Genomic DNA, 14782 nt, shown 5'->3' on the forward strand with positions numbered 1-14782 from the left:
CGTCCACGACCGGGCGTTGCGATCGTCCGCCGGTTCAGTTCTCGGCAGTAGGACGACGGGCTAATACGGGGAGACCGTCATGGAGGTAGGCGATGCGGTTGCTGTCCGTAGCTTTTAAGGCAGCGCTGAACGACAATGCCCCTGATTGCTCGAAAGCAACCGGGGGCTGTGGTCTATGTCGGACTTGTCAGAGTCCGAGAGTCGCGAGCATCCAGTCGGTTGCCGCTTCGCGGTCGTTCCCGGGAATAGCGCGGGTGGCGTAGTGCGGCTTGCTGACCCAACGGCGAGAACCCGGGCCGGTCATCGGTCGCACGACCCAGCGGCCGAACTCTCGGCGAACGCCTTGGTACCCGCCGCCCGCGTCCTGCGGATGTAGCTTCCGCCGACGCGGCAATTCCAGCGACAGCGCACGCACCAAACCGGCTACCCGCTCGCGCGTGCTGACTGGGCCGATGTACTCGGCGTAACGGCGTCCATTCGGCAGATCCATGTCATCCCCTTCTATCCGCATTCGGCCGCTGTGACGACCCGTGAATCGGAGACGGTTTCGATTGGCCCGTATTGTTTGCCCTGGATGGTACCGCTCACCGACGAGACGATCCGCCAGTATCCGGCCGAACAAGGCGCGCTGGCCGTGTAGGTCTGGCGGGTCCACGGTACAAGGCTGGTTCGGATGTGCTCACCCACGGAATCCCAGCCACCAGACGAATTGCGGCGCTGCAAGCTCAGGTAGTAGTTATGCGTAAGACCAGGATCGCCATCGGCAGGGAGATCGCATTTTGCCCAGCCGTAGCCTTCGATCTTGGGCGGCAAAACCGTCGGTGTGGTCCAAGGGCTGAAGCCGTTGTCACATATGGTCTTCTTCGCCTCTGTGACCCATGGTTGGCTCGGATCGGCGCTCGCGACGTCGCCGGAAATCAGCGTCGCACCGAGCAATGCGGCGATGACGCTTAGTCGAGAAATGTTGTACTGCAAGGACTTTCCCCTATCGCGCAAACTTCTCTATCGATAACGCTGGTCGGCTGGATCGTGATTGCATCGGCTTTGTCTAGGTCGGTGTCCGGGTCCGATATCCAGCCGTCCTCAACCCCGCTCAGCGAGCCGTCCGCAGCCTGGTAGATCGGGTCGCTATCGATCGGAGCAATGGCGAGCTTCTGAATAGTCTCTTCATGGAACTGCGCGAACAACGCCCGTACCGAAGGAGCTATCTCCCGTGAACGAGACGGAACGAGACGGAACGAGATCGGACGGCATTTTCACGCCCCCAATGGATTTGGAAGACCCCTTGTACTGAGCAGCACGGCCCAGTAGTCATCGCGCAGGATGTTCCACAGGTCTTCGTGCTCTGGAAGCATCTCCCGGGCATCGGCCAAATCCGGATACCCGTCGAACATGATCGTTCCGGGTTGCGCTCCGTAGAGCGGTGTCTTAGACGGCACTCGGTAAGCGGTGAAATGCTCAGTAGGAAACTGCACACGCAGGACACGCGGCATACGCGCTACCAACTGCCACACCGCGACCTTGTGACCGTCCTCGGTTTGCGCGGTCCGCAACTCAACTCGACGCATCACGCCTCCCTGTTGGTGCGCCCGGTGCCGGGGACTCCGAACCCCGGCACCGGGACGATTCATCAGGGTCGGTCTGGTAACTCCACTGATTGACCGCAACGACGAACAGTTCGATCACTTCGGCGGGAGGCGGTTGCCACCAGCCTTGACGCTCGGGCCGTGGTAGGCCGACGAACGGGTTTCGCTGCGGCAGAACACAATCAGGCTGTGACCGTCGTTTGTTCAACACGGGTGCTCTCCTCCGCTCGGCCGCATCCTTGGTAGGCACCCCGTGACCGGCTGGCGTCACATGTCACGGGGCCGACTCCGACGCTACGAACGACTGACCGGCGGACACCAGAATTGTGCCAATACTTGCCAATGTCTGTGCGATTTGGGTGCATGCTGTCATGGGAGAAGGGAACATGGTCGAATGTGCTGCAAAGAGCAGCACACTTATAGACAGGAGTTGCGGCCATGCGCTTGCGTTACCTCGGCAAGGGTGGATCGAATCATGACGGCTGTCCGACGCTGTTCGCCACCGACGAAGGCTCGTACGTCGTCCTCGGATGGCGGACCGATCAGGCGGAAACTGTGGAGATCCCGCACCTTTTGGTCGGGTTCGCTGAACCTCGCACATACATCGGGGCACCGATGAGGGATACCGGACGCGGCACCTTCACTCTGTCCGGCCGACTGGTCACCGACCAGGAGACGCTGGATCAGATGACCATGGAAGACTACGAAACAGCTATCGAGGTTCCGAAGGCAGAAAGGATCTATTTTGGAATTCCGGCCGACTCGTGAAATTCTGACGGAATCCAGACACGAAGCATTCCATTTGGAGGTCCGGGACTCGTACGGAGTGCCATCGGAAGACGAGCCTTTCCAAAAGTTCTTGACCAATGAGCCATTCGATTATCGGAAATGGTACGAGGGCTGGTCTAATTTCGTTCAGGAACTTGTGACACGCGGGGTATCGTTCAAACGGGTTCGCGTAGTCACTGTTCCGCACAGCGACTACCAGCGCTGGTCGCTCACGATGGCAGCGTTCAACGTGGAAGCTGGCGAGGAGATTCGTTATCTTCCCCGTCATCTTGCCGGGGAAGTACCAAAAGATGATTGGTGGTTGGTCGACTACCAAACTGTGGCATTCAACCTTTCCGATATGGACGGCCGCGCGGTTGGCGGGTCGGCGGTAACCGACGATCCGGCGATTGTCTCGTACTGTCGGGGTGTCCGGGATCGACTCTGGAATTCGGCGACGCCGTACGACGAGTATGCGCGGGTGATTTCTATCCAGTGACCAGCTCAGTTCAGGAAGCGCGGGAAGCTCTCGGTAAACGTCTACGGGAAATTCGGCGACGCGCCGGAATGTCCGGCCGGGAGCTCGCCCGCCTCGAGGGCTGGCACGAGTCGAAGGTCAGCAAGTACGAGTACGCGCGACTGCATGTGTCAGATATCGTCGTCCGCGCTTACTGCCGTCACTGTGACGCCAGTGATCAGCTCGAAGACCTCCTGGCCACGCTGCATAACATCGACAGTGCATATGGTGAGTGGCGTCAACTGCTCGGTACAGGCATGAAGCGTCGGCAGCAGCAGACGATGAAGGTCGAATCACAAGCTACGTTCATTCGGAACTGGGAGTCAGCCGTAGTGTCGGGCCTACTCCAAACGGCCGATTACGCAACAGCGATCATGAGAAACGTCATAGCGTTCTATCAGATTCCCGACGATTTGGACGAAGCCGTTTCAAAGCGAATGGAGCGGCAACGTGTCCTTTATCAAAAGGGTAAACGATTCCATATACTGATGGCTGAACAGTCGCTATATACCACCTTCGGGAACGATCAGGTGATGATTGGCCAGCTCGACCGTTTATATTCGGTAATCGGTATGCCTCGAGTGACTCTGGGAATTGTTCCAAACACTGCCGAAGGCTTGGTTGTGGTGGATAACTTCTTTATGTTCGACAACCGAATGGTAAAGGTTGAAGGCCATACGGCAGGCATCACCATTACCCAGCCACGGGATATTTCTCTCTATGGTCGGGCGTTCGATATTCTCGCTAGGCAATCCGCAACGGGTGAAGCGGCGCGGACACTCATTCGGAAGGCTATCGAAACCCGGTCTGGATAGCCCTCTCCCCAGCCGTATCCGGGTCGGATATTCGACAGCGCAGCCACGGTCAGTTTGCCGGTTCAGTTCCGGGCCGGGCGGACGGCGGCGTACCAGTCGAGCAGGTCCGGATTGTCGACCGCGCTGCGTTCAACGACGCGCGTCGGGTCCGCGCCTTGGAAGAGCTTTTTGATGGGGACCTCGAGTTTCTTACCGGTGCGGGTGTGCGGAATGCCGGGGGCGACGATGATTTCGTCCGGGACGTGGCGAGGGGAGACCTCGGTGCGGATGGTGGTGTTGATGCGGGTTTTCAGGTCGTCGGTGAGGGCGGTGCCCGGGGTGAGGGTGACGAATAGGGGCATCCAGTAGCCGCCGTCGGGTTGTTCGGCGCCGATGACGAGGGCCTCGGTGATTTCGGGGAGGCGCTCGACGGATTGGTAGATATCGGCGCTACCCATGCGGATGCCGTGGCGGTTGAGGGTGGAATCGGAGCGGCCGTGCACCACGATGCTGCCCCGTTCGGTGATGGTGATCCAGTCGCCGTGTCGCCAGATGCCGGGGAACATGTCGAAATACGCGTCGTGGTAACGGATTCCGTCCGGATCGTTCCAGAAGCGTACCGGCATGGACGGCATCGGCTTGGTGATGACGAGTTCGCCGACCTCGTCACGAACCGACTTGCCGTCGGCGTCGAAGGCCTCCAGCGCGACACCCAGGTAGGGCGCGGAAAGCTCGCCCGGCCAGGTCGGTACGGTCCGCGCGCCGCCGATGAAGGCGGAGACCACATCGGTGCCGCCGCTGATCGAGGCAACCTGCACGTGGTCACCGACATTGTCGCTCAACCACATCGCCGATGCGGGTGGCAGTGACGAACCGGTGATGCCGACCTGCCGCAGCGCGGTGAGGTCGTGGTCGGTGCGCGGCACCGAACCCGCCTTGATGCAGGCGAGCACGTAGCCCGGACTGGTGCCGAGTACGGTCGCGCCGACCTGGGATGCGATGTGCCACAGTGCATCCGGGGTCGGGTAGGTGGGGCTGCCGTCGTAGCAGACAATGGTCGCACCGACCAGCAGTCCGGCGACCTGGAAGTTCCACATCATCCAGCTCGGGCTGGTGTACCAGAAGAAAGTGTCGTTGGGTCCGATATCCGCTTGCAGCGCAACGGCTTTGAGATGCTCCAGCACGACTCCACCATGCCCGTGCACGATGCCCTTGGGCAGTCCGGTGGTGCCGGAGGAAAACACGATCCACAGCGGATGGTCGAAATCGACCGTCTCGGTTTCGATGACAACGGCCTCGGTATTGGCGGCCGCCTCGGTCCAGGCCAGTGCGTCCGGAACCGGCAGGCCCAGCTGGGAGACGGCGACCGTGGTCTGCACGGTGTCGAGTCCCGCCCGCAAGGCCGCGATATCGTCGCGCTTGTCATGCGTTTTACCGCCGAACCGGTAGCCGTCGGCGGTGATCAGCACGGTTGGTTCGAGCTGGCCGAGCCGGTCCAGCGCCGCCTTGGGCGAATAGTCCTGACCGCAGGCGCTCCACACCGCACCGATGCTCGCGGTAGCCAGAAAGGCGATCACCGCCTCCGGAATATTCGGTAGGTATCCGGCCACCCGATCACCCGGCCGCACGCCGAGCGAGCGCAGTGTGCGCGCGAATGCGGCTGTGCTGTCGATTAATTCGCTCCAGGACACCTCCCGCGCCGGAGCATCCTCGGTCACTGCGATGATGGCGGGCCGATCGGTGCGAAATTGTCGTACGACCTGATCGACATAATTCAGCCGAGTGCCCGGAAACCACTGCGCGCCAGGCATTTCGGTACTTTCCAGCACCTCGCCCGCGATCGGACCGAGCTCGAAGTAATCCCACAGTGCACCCCAGAAGCCGGGCAGATCGTCGACCGACCACTGCCACAGCGACCGGTAATCCGGCGCGGAATGTCCGGTGCGGGCAGCCACGAACCCGGCGAAGTCGGTGATGCTCGCCTCCGCGATATCAGATTCGGTCGGCATCCATTGTGGTTGCACCGCATTACCTCCTGGCTGAGTTTCGAAAAATCAGGTGTGGTTCGCGCGCCGCACGATCTGCTCGGCATGGCGCAGCACCGGGGCATCGACCATACGGCCCTCGAATGCGAAAACGCCCCGATGGTTCGGGACTTCGTCGAGTACCCTTCGAGCCCAGTCGATTTCGTCATCGGACGGGGCGTAGGCCGCCCGGATGACCGGCACCTGGCTCGGATGGATCGCCACCTTGGCGTCGAAGCCGCTCGCGACCGCGTCCACCGCTTCGGCGCGCAGCCCTTCGAGATCGCGGATATTCAGATACACCGAGTCCAGCGCGAACTTGCCGTACGCCTTGGCCGCGAGCAGCGTCGTCGACCGAACATGGCGTGCCACATCGCGATAACTGCCATCGGCATGCCGACTGGAGTTGCCGCCGAGCCCGGCGACCAGATCCTCCGCACCCCACATGGCCCCGATCGCATTGCGCGCCGATACCGCTTGTCCGACAGCCATGGCGCCGAGCGGCGATTCGACCAGCGCGATCACCTCGTAGTCGGAGAGTGAGTCGAGTTGTTCGGCGGATTCGGCTTTCGGCAGCATGATCCGTCGATACTGGGTCCGCGCCAATGCCGCGAGATCCGATTCGTGTTCATCGGTGCCGACGGCATTGATCCGCACCACGGTGGTCTCGGGGTCCAGCTCGGTCCCGACGAGTGCCTTGCGCGCGGCGGCTTTATCCCCGGCCGCGACCCCGTCCTCGAGATCGAGGATCACCACATCGGCCGCCGCGGCGGCTTTTTCGTAGCGTTCGGGGCGGTCGGCCGGGCAGAACAGCCAGGCCGGTCCGGGGATTTGCCAACTCATGCGGGCTCCTTGCGCACCAATGTCTTGCGTACCGCAGTCGCCACGATATCGCCATGCTGGTTGCGAGCGGTGTGCGCGAAGGTGAGGATGCCCTCGCCCGGACGGCTCTTGGATTCGCGCTTATCGGTGACCACCGTCTCGGCATACATGGTGTCGCCGTGGAACAGCGGCTTCGGGAAGGCGACTTCGGAGAAGCCCAGATTGGCCACGATCGTGCCCTGGGTCAGCTGCGCGACCGAGAGGCCGATCAGGGTGGAGAGGGTGAACATCGAATTCACCAGGCGCTGGTGGAACGGCGGCAGCTGATCGCTGAAGGCCGCGTCCAGGTGTAGTGCCTGGGTGTTCATGGTCAGCGTGGTGAACAGAACGTTATCGGCCTCGGTGATGGTCCGGCCCGGTCGATGCTCGTACACCACACCGATCTCGAACTCCTCGAACCACAGGCCGCGCTGCACCACCCGGCGTGGGGCGTCCGTCTCCGTCACAGGCCCAGCTCCCGTCCGATCAGCATCAGCTGTACCTCCGTTGTGCCCTCGCCGATCTCCAGGATCTTGCTGTCGCGATAGTGCCTGGCCACAGCGTATTCGTTCATGAAGCCGTAGCCGCCGAAGATCTGGGTGGCATCGCGGGCGTTGTCCATGGCCGCCTCGCTGGCCACCAGCTTCGCGATGGAGGCTTCCTTCTTGAACGGTTTACCCGCCAGCATGAGTGCGGCGGCGTCGTAATAGGCGGTGCGCGCGGCGTGGGCGCGCGCCTCCATGCGGGCGATTTTGAAGGCGATGGCCTGGTTGCGGCCGATGGCCTGACCGAAGGACTCGCGCTCCTTGGCATAGCGCACGCTCTCGTCCACGCAGCCCTGGGCCGCGCCGACCGACAGCGCCGCGATGGCAATGCGGCCCTCGTCGAGAATGCGCAGGAAGTTGGCGTAGCCGCGACCGCGCTCGCCGAGCAGATTCTCCTCCGGCACCCGCACGTCGGTGAAGCTCAACGGATGCGTATCCGAGGCATTCCAGCCGACCTTGTTGTAGGCCGGTTCAGCCACGAAGCCGGGGGTGTCGGTGGGCACGAGGATGGTCGAGATCTCCTTCTTGCCGCCCGACTGTCCGGTCACCGCGGTCACCGTCACCAGTTTGGTGATATCGGTGCCGGAGTTGGTGATGAACTGCTTGCTGCCATTGATGACCCATTCGCCGCTATCGGCGACCGCGGTGGTCCTGGTGCCACCCGCATCGCTGCCTGCACCGGGTTCGGTGAGTCCGAAGGCGGCCAGATTGCGGCCACTCGTCAGCTGCGGCAGCCATTCCTGCTTCTGTTTATCGTTGCCGAAGCGATAGATGGGCATGGCGCCCAGCGAGACACCGGCCTCGAGCGTGATCGCGACACTCTGATCGACCTTGCCGAGTTCCTCGAGCGCCAGGCACAGCGCGAAATAGTCGCCGCCCATACCGCCGTACTCCTCAGGGAACGGCAGGCCGAACAGGCCCATATCGGCCATACCCGCGACGACCTGGTACGGAAACGTATGGTTCGCATCGTGTTCGGCGGCTACGGGCGCGACTACCGACTTGGCGAAATCGCGCACCGTCAGTGCTAGGTCGCGATAGTCCTCGGGCAGTGTGCCGGTGGACAGAAAGTCACTCATGCGGAAATTCCTTCTCGCTCAGCGTTCGGGTTCGGTGGAGGCCGCGGCGATGCGCACCAGCGGCTGGTCGAGGCGGACCTGAACCCCCGGTTCGACCAGGACTTCAACGGTGCCCGCGACCGGCGCGGTGAGCGTGTGCTCCATCTTCATGGCCTCGACCACGACGACCGGGGTCCCCACGGCGACGGTGGCGCCGTTGGCGACCGGTACCGCGATCACCGAACCCGGCATGGGACTGCGGATTTCGGCGTCGCCGACATGTTCGGCGCCACCGCGGACATTCACCTCGGCAACCTCGCGCAATACCGCGACACCGGAGGGGCCGGCCACCCAGAGCTGTCCGTCGTGCTCCGCGACACGGTAATCCCGGCGCACACCGTCCAGCGTCAGGACCAGCCTGCCGTCGGTGAAATCAGCAGTGAGCGAAACTGGTTCGCCGCTGTTGAGGTGCACGTCGGCCGCGTCGGGCGAGCCGGTCAGGTAGACGTGCTCGGTGCGGTCACCGCTGGCGAGCCTGATGGTGGTCGGCGCGGGCGTGCCGATGCGCCACCCGGACGGGATATCCCACGGATCGCTCGCCGCCGCAGGCCAGCGCCGCAGCCAGTGATAGGCGGCGCCAGCCATGAACTCCTCGTCCCCGACGGTGGCGGGCCGGAAGTCGCCGACACGACGATCCAGCAGACCGGTATCGAGCTTCCCCGCGGCCACATCCTGGTCGGCCAGTAGGAAGCGCAGGAACTCGATATTGCTGGTGACCCCGAGCAGAACGGTATCGCTCAGTGCTCGATCGAGTTTCGCGAGCGCGGTATGGCGATCGGCGGCGTGCACGATGACCTTCGACAACATCGGATCGTAATCGCTGCCGACGACGGTGCCGATGCGTAGGCCCGAATCCACCCGCACACCAGCGCCTTCGGGCTCGGACAAGTCGAGCACCGTGCCGCCGGTGGGCAGGAAGCCGCGACCGGGATCCTCGGCATAAACGCGCGCCTCGATCGCATGTCCGACCAGCCGCAGCTCATCCTGGTCCACCGCGAGCTTCTGCCCGGCCGCGACGCGTACCTGGCACTCCACCAGATCGATCCCGGTGACCAGCTCGGTGACCGGATGTTCCACCTGCAGACGGGTATTCATCTCCATGAAGAAGAACTCGTCCGGCCGATCGGCGGAGACGATGAATTCGACCGTGCCCGCACCGACATAGTCGACGCTGCGTGCGGTATTGCAGGCTGCCGCGCCGATGCGCGCCCTGGTCGCGGCATCCAGCAGTGGCGACGGCGCCTCTTCGATGACCTTCTGGTGCCGCCGCTGCAGGCTGCATTCGCGTTCACCGAGGTGGATCACGTGGCCGAATTGGTCAGCAAGGATCTGCACCTCGATATGGCGTGGCCGGGTGACGAATCGCTCCAGGAACAGGGTGTCGTCACCGAATGCCGCGGCTGCTTCGCGTCGGGCGCTGGCCAGCGCGGCGGGCAATGCCGACGGCTCCTCGACCAGTCGCATACCCTTACCGCCACCACCGGCGGATGGCTTGACCAGTACCGGATAGCCGATATCGGTTGCGGCGTCGATCAATTCGGCATCGCTGAGGCCAGGACGGGCGATACCGGGGACCACGGGCACATCGAACGCGGCGACGGTGTTCTTCGCCGCGATCTTGTCGCCCATGATCTCGATCGCCTTGGCGGGCGGCCCGAGGAACACAATGCCCGCCTCGGCCAGCGCGGACGCGAAGGCGGCATTCTCGGAAAGGAATCCGTAGCCCGGATGCACGGCCTTGGCGCCGGTGCGCACCGCCGCGGCGACCACCTTCTTGATATCGAGATAACTTTCCCGGGCCGGAGCCGGACCCAGGCGCACTGCGATATCCGCCTCGCGCACGTGCCTGGCCTGCGCGTCCGCGTCGCTGTAGACCGCGACCGAGCGAATGCCCATGGCGCGCAAGGTGCGGATGACCCGCACCGCGATCTCGCCGCGGTTGGCGACGAGCACGATGTCGAAATCGACGGGATGGGATTTGTTCATCATCGCGATCACATCCGGAAGACGCCGTAGGAAACGGGTTCGAGCGGTGCCTGCGCACACACCGAAAGGGCAAGTCCGAGTACGGTTCTGGTGTCGGCCGGGTCGATGACGCCGTCGTCCCAGAGCCGCGCGGTCGAGTAGTACGGATTGCCCTGATGTTCGTACTGTTCCCGAATCGGCGCCTTGAATGCCTCCTCGTCCGTGGCCGACCACGGCTGTCCGCTGCTGTCGAGTTGATCCCCGCGCACCGTCGACAGCACCGAGGCGGCCTGCTCACCACCCATTACCGAAATCCGCGCATTGGGCCACATCCACAGGAAACGCGGTGAATACGCGCGCCCGCACATCGAATAGTTGCCCGCGCCATAGGATCCGCCGATCACCACCGTGAGTTTCGGCACCCGCGCACACGCGACCGCGGTGACCATCTTGGCGCCGTGCTTGGCGATACCGCCCGCTTCGTAATCGCGCCCGACCATGAAACCGGTGATGTTCTGCAGAAACAGCAGCGGAATCTTGCGCTTATCGCACAGTTCGATGAAATGCGCGCCCTTCATGGCGGATTCGCTGAACAGCACGCCGTTATTGGCGATGATGCCGACCGGATGGCCATGGATGCGGGCGAATCCAGTGACGAGCGTCTTGCCGTATTCGGCCTTGAATTCGTGGAATCCGTCGCCACCGTCGACCAGCCGATGGATGACCTCGCGAACGTCGTACGGCGTGCGCGGATCGACCGGGACAACGTCGTACAGTTCTGACTCCGGCTTCGCGGTCGCGACAGTCGGCGTCACCTCCCACGGGCTGGCCGGGCGCGGGCCGAGCGTGGCCACAATGCGGCGCACAATGCGCAGCGCGTCCTGATCGTCCTCGGCCAGATGATCGGTGACTCCCGAAGTGCGCGAATGCAATTCGCCACCGCCCAGTTCCTCGGCGGTAACCACTTCCCCGGTCGCGGCCTTCACCAGCGGCGGTCCGCCGAGGAAAATCGTGCCCTGATTGCGCACGATCACCGCCTCGTCGCTCATCGCGGGCACGTACGCACCACCGGCGGTGCAGGAACCGAGTACCGCGGCGATCTGCGGAATTCCCTTGGCGCTCATGGTCGCCTGGTTGTAGAAGATGCGCCCGAAATGCTCCCGGTCCGGGAACACTTCGTCCTGGCGCGGCAGGAACGCACCGCCTGAGTCGACGAGATACACACAGGGCAACTGGTTCTGCAATGCGACCTCTTGGGCGCGCAGATGCTTCTTCACCGTCATCGGGTAGTAGGTGCCGCCCTTGACCGTGGCGTCATTGGCCACGATCACACATTCCCGCCCGGAAATCCGCCCGATGCCGGTGATGATCCCGGAGCCGGGGCATTCGTCGTCGTACATGCCGGTCGCGGCCAGCGGCGAGAGCTCGAGGAACGGGCTGCCCGGATCGAGCAGCTGATCCACCCGCTGCCGGGGCAGCAGCTTGCCGCGGGCCACATGTCGCTCGCGCGCCTTCGCGGGCCCGCCGAGCGCCGCAGCGGCCAGCCGGGCGCGTAGATCCTCCAGTAGCGCCCCATGTGCCGTGCGGTTGTCGACCCCGACCTGTTCGGTCACCGTCATCACGCCGTCCTGCCATCCAGTTAGTCGCCGATAACTGGAATTCAGGTTAATGTTGATTAACCGAGATGTCCAGGTGTGCTGAAAGGAGGGCGTGTGACCAGCACCGACCCCGGCACGCTCACCCGCAGGGAAAAACTGAAGATGCAGCGCAGGGAGCAGTTGCTCGATGCGGGTGCCCGGCTCATCGCCGATCGTGGGTTCCTCGGCATGCGCCTGGACGACCTCGGCGCGGCCGTCGGGATCAGCGGCCCGGCGGTCTACCGGCACTTCCCGAATAAGGAGGCGCTGCTGGTCGAACTGCTTATCGGGGTCAGTCAGCGGCTGCTCGCGGGTGGGAAGGCGGTGGTGGCGCGGACCGGGTCGGCGCGGGAGGCGCTGGACGGGCTTGTCGATTTCCATCTGGACTTCGCGCTCGGCGAGCCCGAACTCATCCGGATCCAGGACCGCGACCTCGAGAACGTGCCGGTCGGGCCCAGACGAGAACTGCGGCGCACCCAGCGTCAGTATGTCGAGATCTGGGTGACGGTGCTGCGGGAGTTGCATCCGGAACTGCCGGAGGAGACCGCGCGGGTGCAGGCCCATGCGGGCTTCGGCTTGATGAACTCCACGCCGCACAGCGCGACCAATGCCACCGCCACCCGGGCCCGGCCGGTCCTGCGACAGATGGCGCTGTCCGCATTGGGCTAGGCCCGCCGGAATCACCGGGCGGTCCACCCGCCGTCCATGGTGTAGGACGCGCCGGTGACCATGCCCGCGTTGGGTGAGACGAGCCAACCCACCAGTGACGCAACCTCTTGCGGCTCGACCAGCCGCTTGATCGCACTCTCGGTGAGCAGCACCCGCTCCAGCACCTGCTGCTCGTCGATGCCATGTGCCTTGGCTTGATCGGCAATCTGCTTGTCCACCAACGGCGTTCGAACATATCCGGGATTGACGCAATTGCTCGTGACGCCGTGACGGCCGCCCTCGAGCGCCGTCACCTTGGACAGGCCCTCCAGAGCATGCTTGGCCGTCACGTACGCGACCTTGTATTCGGACGCGCGCAATCCATGTACCGAGGACAGATTGATGATCCGGCCGAAACCTCGCTGGTACATCCGCGGCAGTGCCGCGCGGATGAGCAGGAACGGCGCTTCGACCATGAGCGTCATCAGGTTCCGGAATCGCTCCGGCGGGAAGTCCTCGATCGGGTTGATGCTCTGTACACCGGCGTTGTTCACCAGGATGTCCACGTCCAGGGTGAGATTTTCCAGTGCCGCGACGTCGAGAAGATCTATGGCCCAGGCTTTTCCGTCGATATCGCTCGCGAGTGCCTTCGCGGCCACGTCATCGATATCGGCGATGGTGACGATGGCGCCGCGCGCGGCGAGTTCTCTGGCGCAGGCGGCGCCGATGCCGCTGGCGCCGCCGGTGATCAGGGCGGAACGTCCGGTCAGATCACTCATGCCTGCGCCTCGCTGGCGCTCGGCTCCGGCATGACGGTTTCGGCCGGTGTATGTGCCGATTGCGCGGCAAGGTTTTCCGCGTCGGCGGTGTCGATGCTCTCCAGTGTTATGCCCTTCGTTTCGCGGGCGAACAGGACGGCGATCGCGGTAATCGCCGCGGCCGCAGCCAAATACAGGGCGATCGGTACCGCCGACCCATAGGTATTGAGCAGGCGCACGGCGATGATCGGGGCGAGCGATCCAGCTACGATCGAGGTGACCTGATAGCCGAGGGAGACACCGGAATACCGCATCCGGGTGGGGAACATCTCGGCCATGATCGCGGGCTGGCCCGCATACATGAAGGCGTGGAATACCAGGCCGATAATGATCGCGGACATGATGATCGCGTTATGGCCGCTGTCCATCATGGGGAAGGCGAAGAAGCCCCAGGTGCCCGCGGTGAGCGCGCCGGCCAGGTACACCGGCCGTCGGCCGAAGCGATCGGAAAGGCTGCCCGCCAACGGAATCATGACCAAGTGCACGGCATGTGCGGCCAGCAGCCACCAGAGGATGACCTTGGTATCGACGTGCACGTGCACCTTGAGATAGGTGATGGTGAACGTGACCACCAGGTAGTAGAGGATATTCTCGCCGAATCGCAGCCCCATGGCGGTGAACACACCGCGCGGGTAGCGCCGCAGCACCTCGACGACACTGAGCGAATTGGCCTTGATCTGTTCGATTTCCTGCTGTGCCGCAACGAAAATGGGTGCGTCGGTGACCTTGGTGCGAATGTAGTAGCCGACCAGCACGACCACCGCGGACAGCCAGAACGCCACACGCCAGCCCCAGCTGAGGAAGGCGGCGTCGGACAGCGTCGAGGTCAGCGCCAGTAGTGCGACCGTCGCCAACATATTGCCCACCGGCACCCCGGCCTGCGGCCAGCTAGCCCAGAAGCCGCGCCTGGAGTTCGGACTGTGTTCGGCCACGAGCAGTACCGCGCCACCCCATTCGCCGCCGACCGCGAAGCCCTGAATGAATCGCAGGACGACGAGCAATGTCGGTGCCCAGTAACCGATTTGGGCGAAGGTCGGTAGACAGCCCATGAGGAAGGTCGCGCTTCCGACGAGCACCAGACTGAACTGCAGCAGCTTCTTGCGGCCGTATTTGTCACCGAAATGTCCGAAGACGACACCGCCCAAGGGGCGTGCGGCGAAACCGACGGCGTAGGTGATGAAGGCGGCGAGGATCGCGTCGAGATCGCTGGTGTCCTTGGCGAAGAACACCTTGCTGAAGACGAGCGTCGCGGCCGTGCCGTAGAGGAAGAACTCGTACCACTCGACGACGGTGCCCGCCATGGACGCGGCCACCACCCGCCTCAGCCCGGCCGGTACCCCGCCGGGATCGTTTCCCGTCGGCCGCATCGCATCGCGCACACTCATCGAACATCTCCTTCATGACCGGGGCCACATCTGGCAAGCAGATGTGACGGCCCCCACATTTCGTGGTCAGCACGAGTATTCGTGCACATATCTTCGGCCGCAATAACCAGTTGTGC

The 14782-nt window shown here is 63.5% G+C and carries 16 protein-coding genes; 4 read left to right on the top strand and 12 right to left on the bottom strand.

Annotation, left to right across the window (positions count from 1 at the left end):
* Window positions 1–187 precede the first annotated feature (187 nt).
* From ACIBJI_RS01895 to ACIBJI_RS01910, 4 genes are all read right to left on the bottom strand, one after another.
* Window positions 188–490 (bottom strand): hypothetical protein, encoded by a 303-nt coding sequence (locus ACIBJI_RS01895; protein ID WP_364340796.1) that lies wholly within the window; start codon window positions 488–490, stop codon window positions 188–190.
* An 11-nt stretch (window positions 491–501) separates the two neighbouring features.
* Entirely contained in the window at window positions 502–975 is a 474-nt protein-coding gene (locus tag ACIBJI_RS01900) for a hypothetical protein (RefSeq protein ID WP_364340798.1), read from the bottom strand.
* Entirely contained in the window at window positions 951–1187 is a 237-nt protein-coding gene (locus ACIBJI_RS01905; RefSeq protein ID WP_364340800.1) for a hypothetical protein, read from the bottom strand. The genes ACIBJI_RS01900 and ACIBJI_RS01905 overlap by 25 nt, the downstream gene beginning before the upstream one ends.
* A 69-nt stretch (window positions 1188–1256) precedes the next feature.
* The gene (locus ACIBJI_RS01910; RefSeq protein ID WP_397082718.1) at window positions 1257–1568 is read right to left on the bottom strand and encodes a hypothetical protein; all 312 of its coding nucleotides are present in this window, start codon (window positions 1566–1568) and stop codon (window positions 1257–1259) included.
* Window positions 1569–2024: 456 nt separating this feature from the next.
* On the opposite strand from ACIBJI_RS01910, the gene ACIBJI_RS01915 reads away from it, so the two are divergent.
* From ACIBJI_RS01915 to ACIBJI_RS01925, 3 genes are read left to right on the top strand one after another with little or no spacing between them, the layout of a single operon-like run.
* The gene (locus tag ACIBJI_RS01915; RefSeq protein WP_364340804.1) at window positions 2025–2354 is read left to right on the top strand and encodes a hypothetical protein; all 330 of its coding nucleotides are present in this window, start codon (window positions 2025–2027) and stop codon (window positions 2352–2354) included.
* The gene (locus ACIBJI_RS01920; RefSeq protein ID WP_364340806.1) at window positions 2332–2853 is read left to right on the top strand and encodes a DUF6879 family protein; all 522 of its coding nucleotides are present in this window, start codon (window positions 2332–2334) and stop codon (window positions 2851–2853) included. Before ACIBJI_RS01915 ends, ACIBJI_RS01920 begins: the two co-directional genes overlap by 23 nt.
* A complete protein-coding gene (locus ACIBJI_RS01925) occupies window positions 2850–3686 on the top strand; it encodes a helix-turn-helix domain-containing protein (RefSeq protein WP_397082720.1) in 837 nt (278 codons plus the stop codon). Before ACIBJI_RS01920 ends, ACIBJI_RS01925 begins: the two co-directional genes overlap by 4 nt.
* 62 nt (window positions 3687–3748) lie before the next feature.
* Here ACIBJI_RS01925 and ACIBJI_RS01930 read toward each other — a convergent pair whose 3' ends face one another.
* From ACIBJI_RS01930 to ACIBJI_RS01955, 6 genes are read right to left on the bottom strand one after another with little or no spacing between them, the layout of a single operon-like run.
* A complete protein-coding gene (locus tag ACIBJI_RS01930) occupies window positions 3749–5674 on the bottom strand; it encodes an acetoacetate--CoA ligase (protein WP_397082722.1) in 1926 nt (641 codons plus the stop codon).
* Window positions 5675–5719: 45 nt separating this feature from the next.
* A complete protein-coding gene (locus ACIBJI_RS01935) occupies window positions 5720–6532 on the bottom strand; it encodes an HpcH/HpaI aldolase/citrate lyase family protein (RefSeq protein WP_397082724.1) in 813 nt (270 codons plus the stop codon).
* Window positions 6529–7017 (bottom strand): MaoC family dehydratase, encoded by a 489-nt coding sequence (locus ACIBJI_RS01940; protein ID WP_364340814.1) that lies wholly within the window; start codon window positions 7015–7017, stop codon window positions 6529–6531. The genes ACIBJI_RS01935 and ACIBJI_RS01940 overlap by 4 nt, the downstream gene beginning before the upstream one ends.
* A complete protein-coding gene (locus ACIBJI_RS01945; protein WP_364340816.1) occupies window positions 7014–8174 on the bottom strand; it encodes an acyl-CoA dehydrogenase family protein in 1161 nt (386 codons plus the stop codon). Before ACIBJI_RS01945 ends, ACIBJI_RS01940 begins: the two co-directional genes overlap by 4 nt.
* 18 nt (window positions 8175–8192) lie before the next feature.
* Window positions 8193–10202: a biotin carboxylase N-terminal domain-containing protein gene (locus ACIBJI_RS01950; RefSeq protein ID WP_364340818.1), complete on the bottom strand. Its 2010-nt coding sequence runs from the start codon at window positions 10200–10202 to the stop codon at window positions 8193–8195.
* Window positions 10203–10207: 5 nt separating this feature from the next.
* Window positions 10208–11797: a carboxyl transferase domain-containing protein gene (locus tag ACIBJI_RS01955; protein WP_396958929.1), complete on the bottom strand. Its 1590-nt coding sequence runs from the start codon at window positions 11795–11797 to the stop codon at window positions 10208–10210.
* Window positions 11798–11938: 141 nt separating this feature from the next.
* On the opposite strand from ACIBJI_RS01955, the gene ACIBJI_RS01960 reads away from it, so the two are divergent.
* The gene (locus ACIBJI_RS01960) at window positions 11939–12484 is read left to right on the top strand and encodes a TetR/AcrR family transcriptional regulator (protein WP_364341343.1); all 546 of its coding nucleotides are present in this window, start codon (window positions 11939–11941) and stop codon (window positions 12482–12484) included.
* 11 nt (window positions 12485–12495) lie between these two features.
* On the opposite strand, the gene ACIBJI_RS01965 is transcribed toward ACIBJI_RS01960, so the two are convergent.
* A complete protein-coding gene (locus ACIBJI_RS01965) occupies window positions 12496–13242 on the bottom strand; it encodes a 3-hydroxybutyrate dehydrogenase (RefSeq protein ID WP_364340822.1) in 747 nt (248 codons plus the stop codon).
* Complete coding sequence (locus ACIBJI_RS01970; protein ID WP_396958931.1) at window positions 13239–14666, bottom strand: MFS transporter; 1428 nt, start codon at window positions 14664–14666, stop codon at window positions 13239–13241. Before ACIBJI_RS01970 ends, ACIBJI_RS01965 begins: the two co-directional genes overlap by 4 nt.
* Between the last annotated feature and the right edge of the window lie 116 nt (window positions 14667–14782).

Source organism: Nocardia sp. NPDC050408, from assembly GCF_044458905.1.
In the GTDB taxonomy this organism is placed as follows: domain Bacteria; phylum Actinomycetota; class Actinomycetes; order Mycobacteriales; family Mycobacteriaceae; genus Nocardia.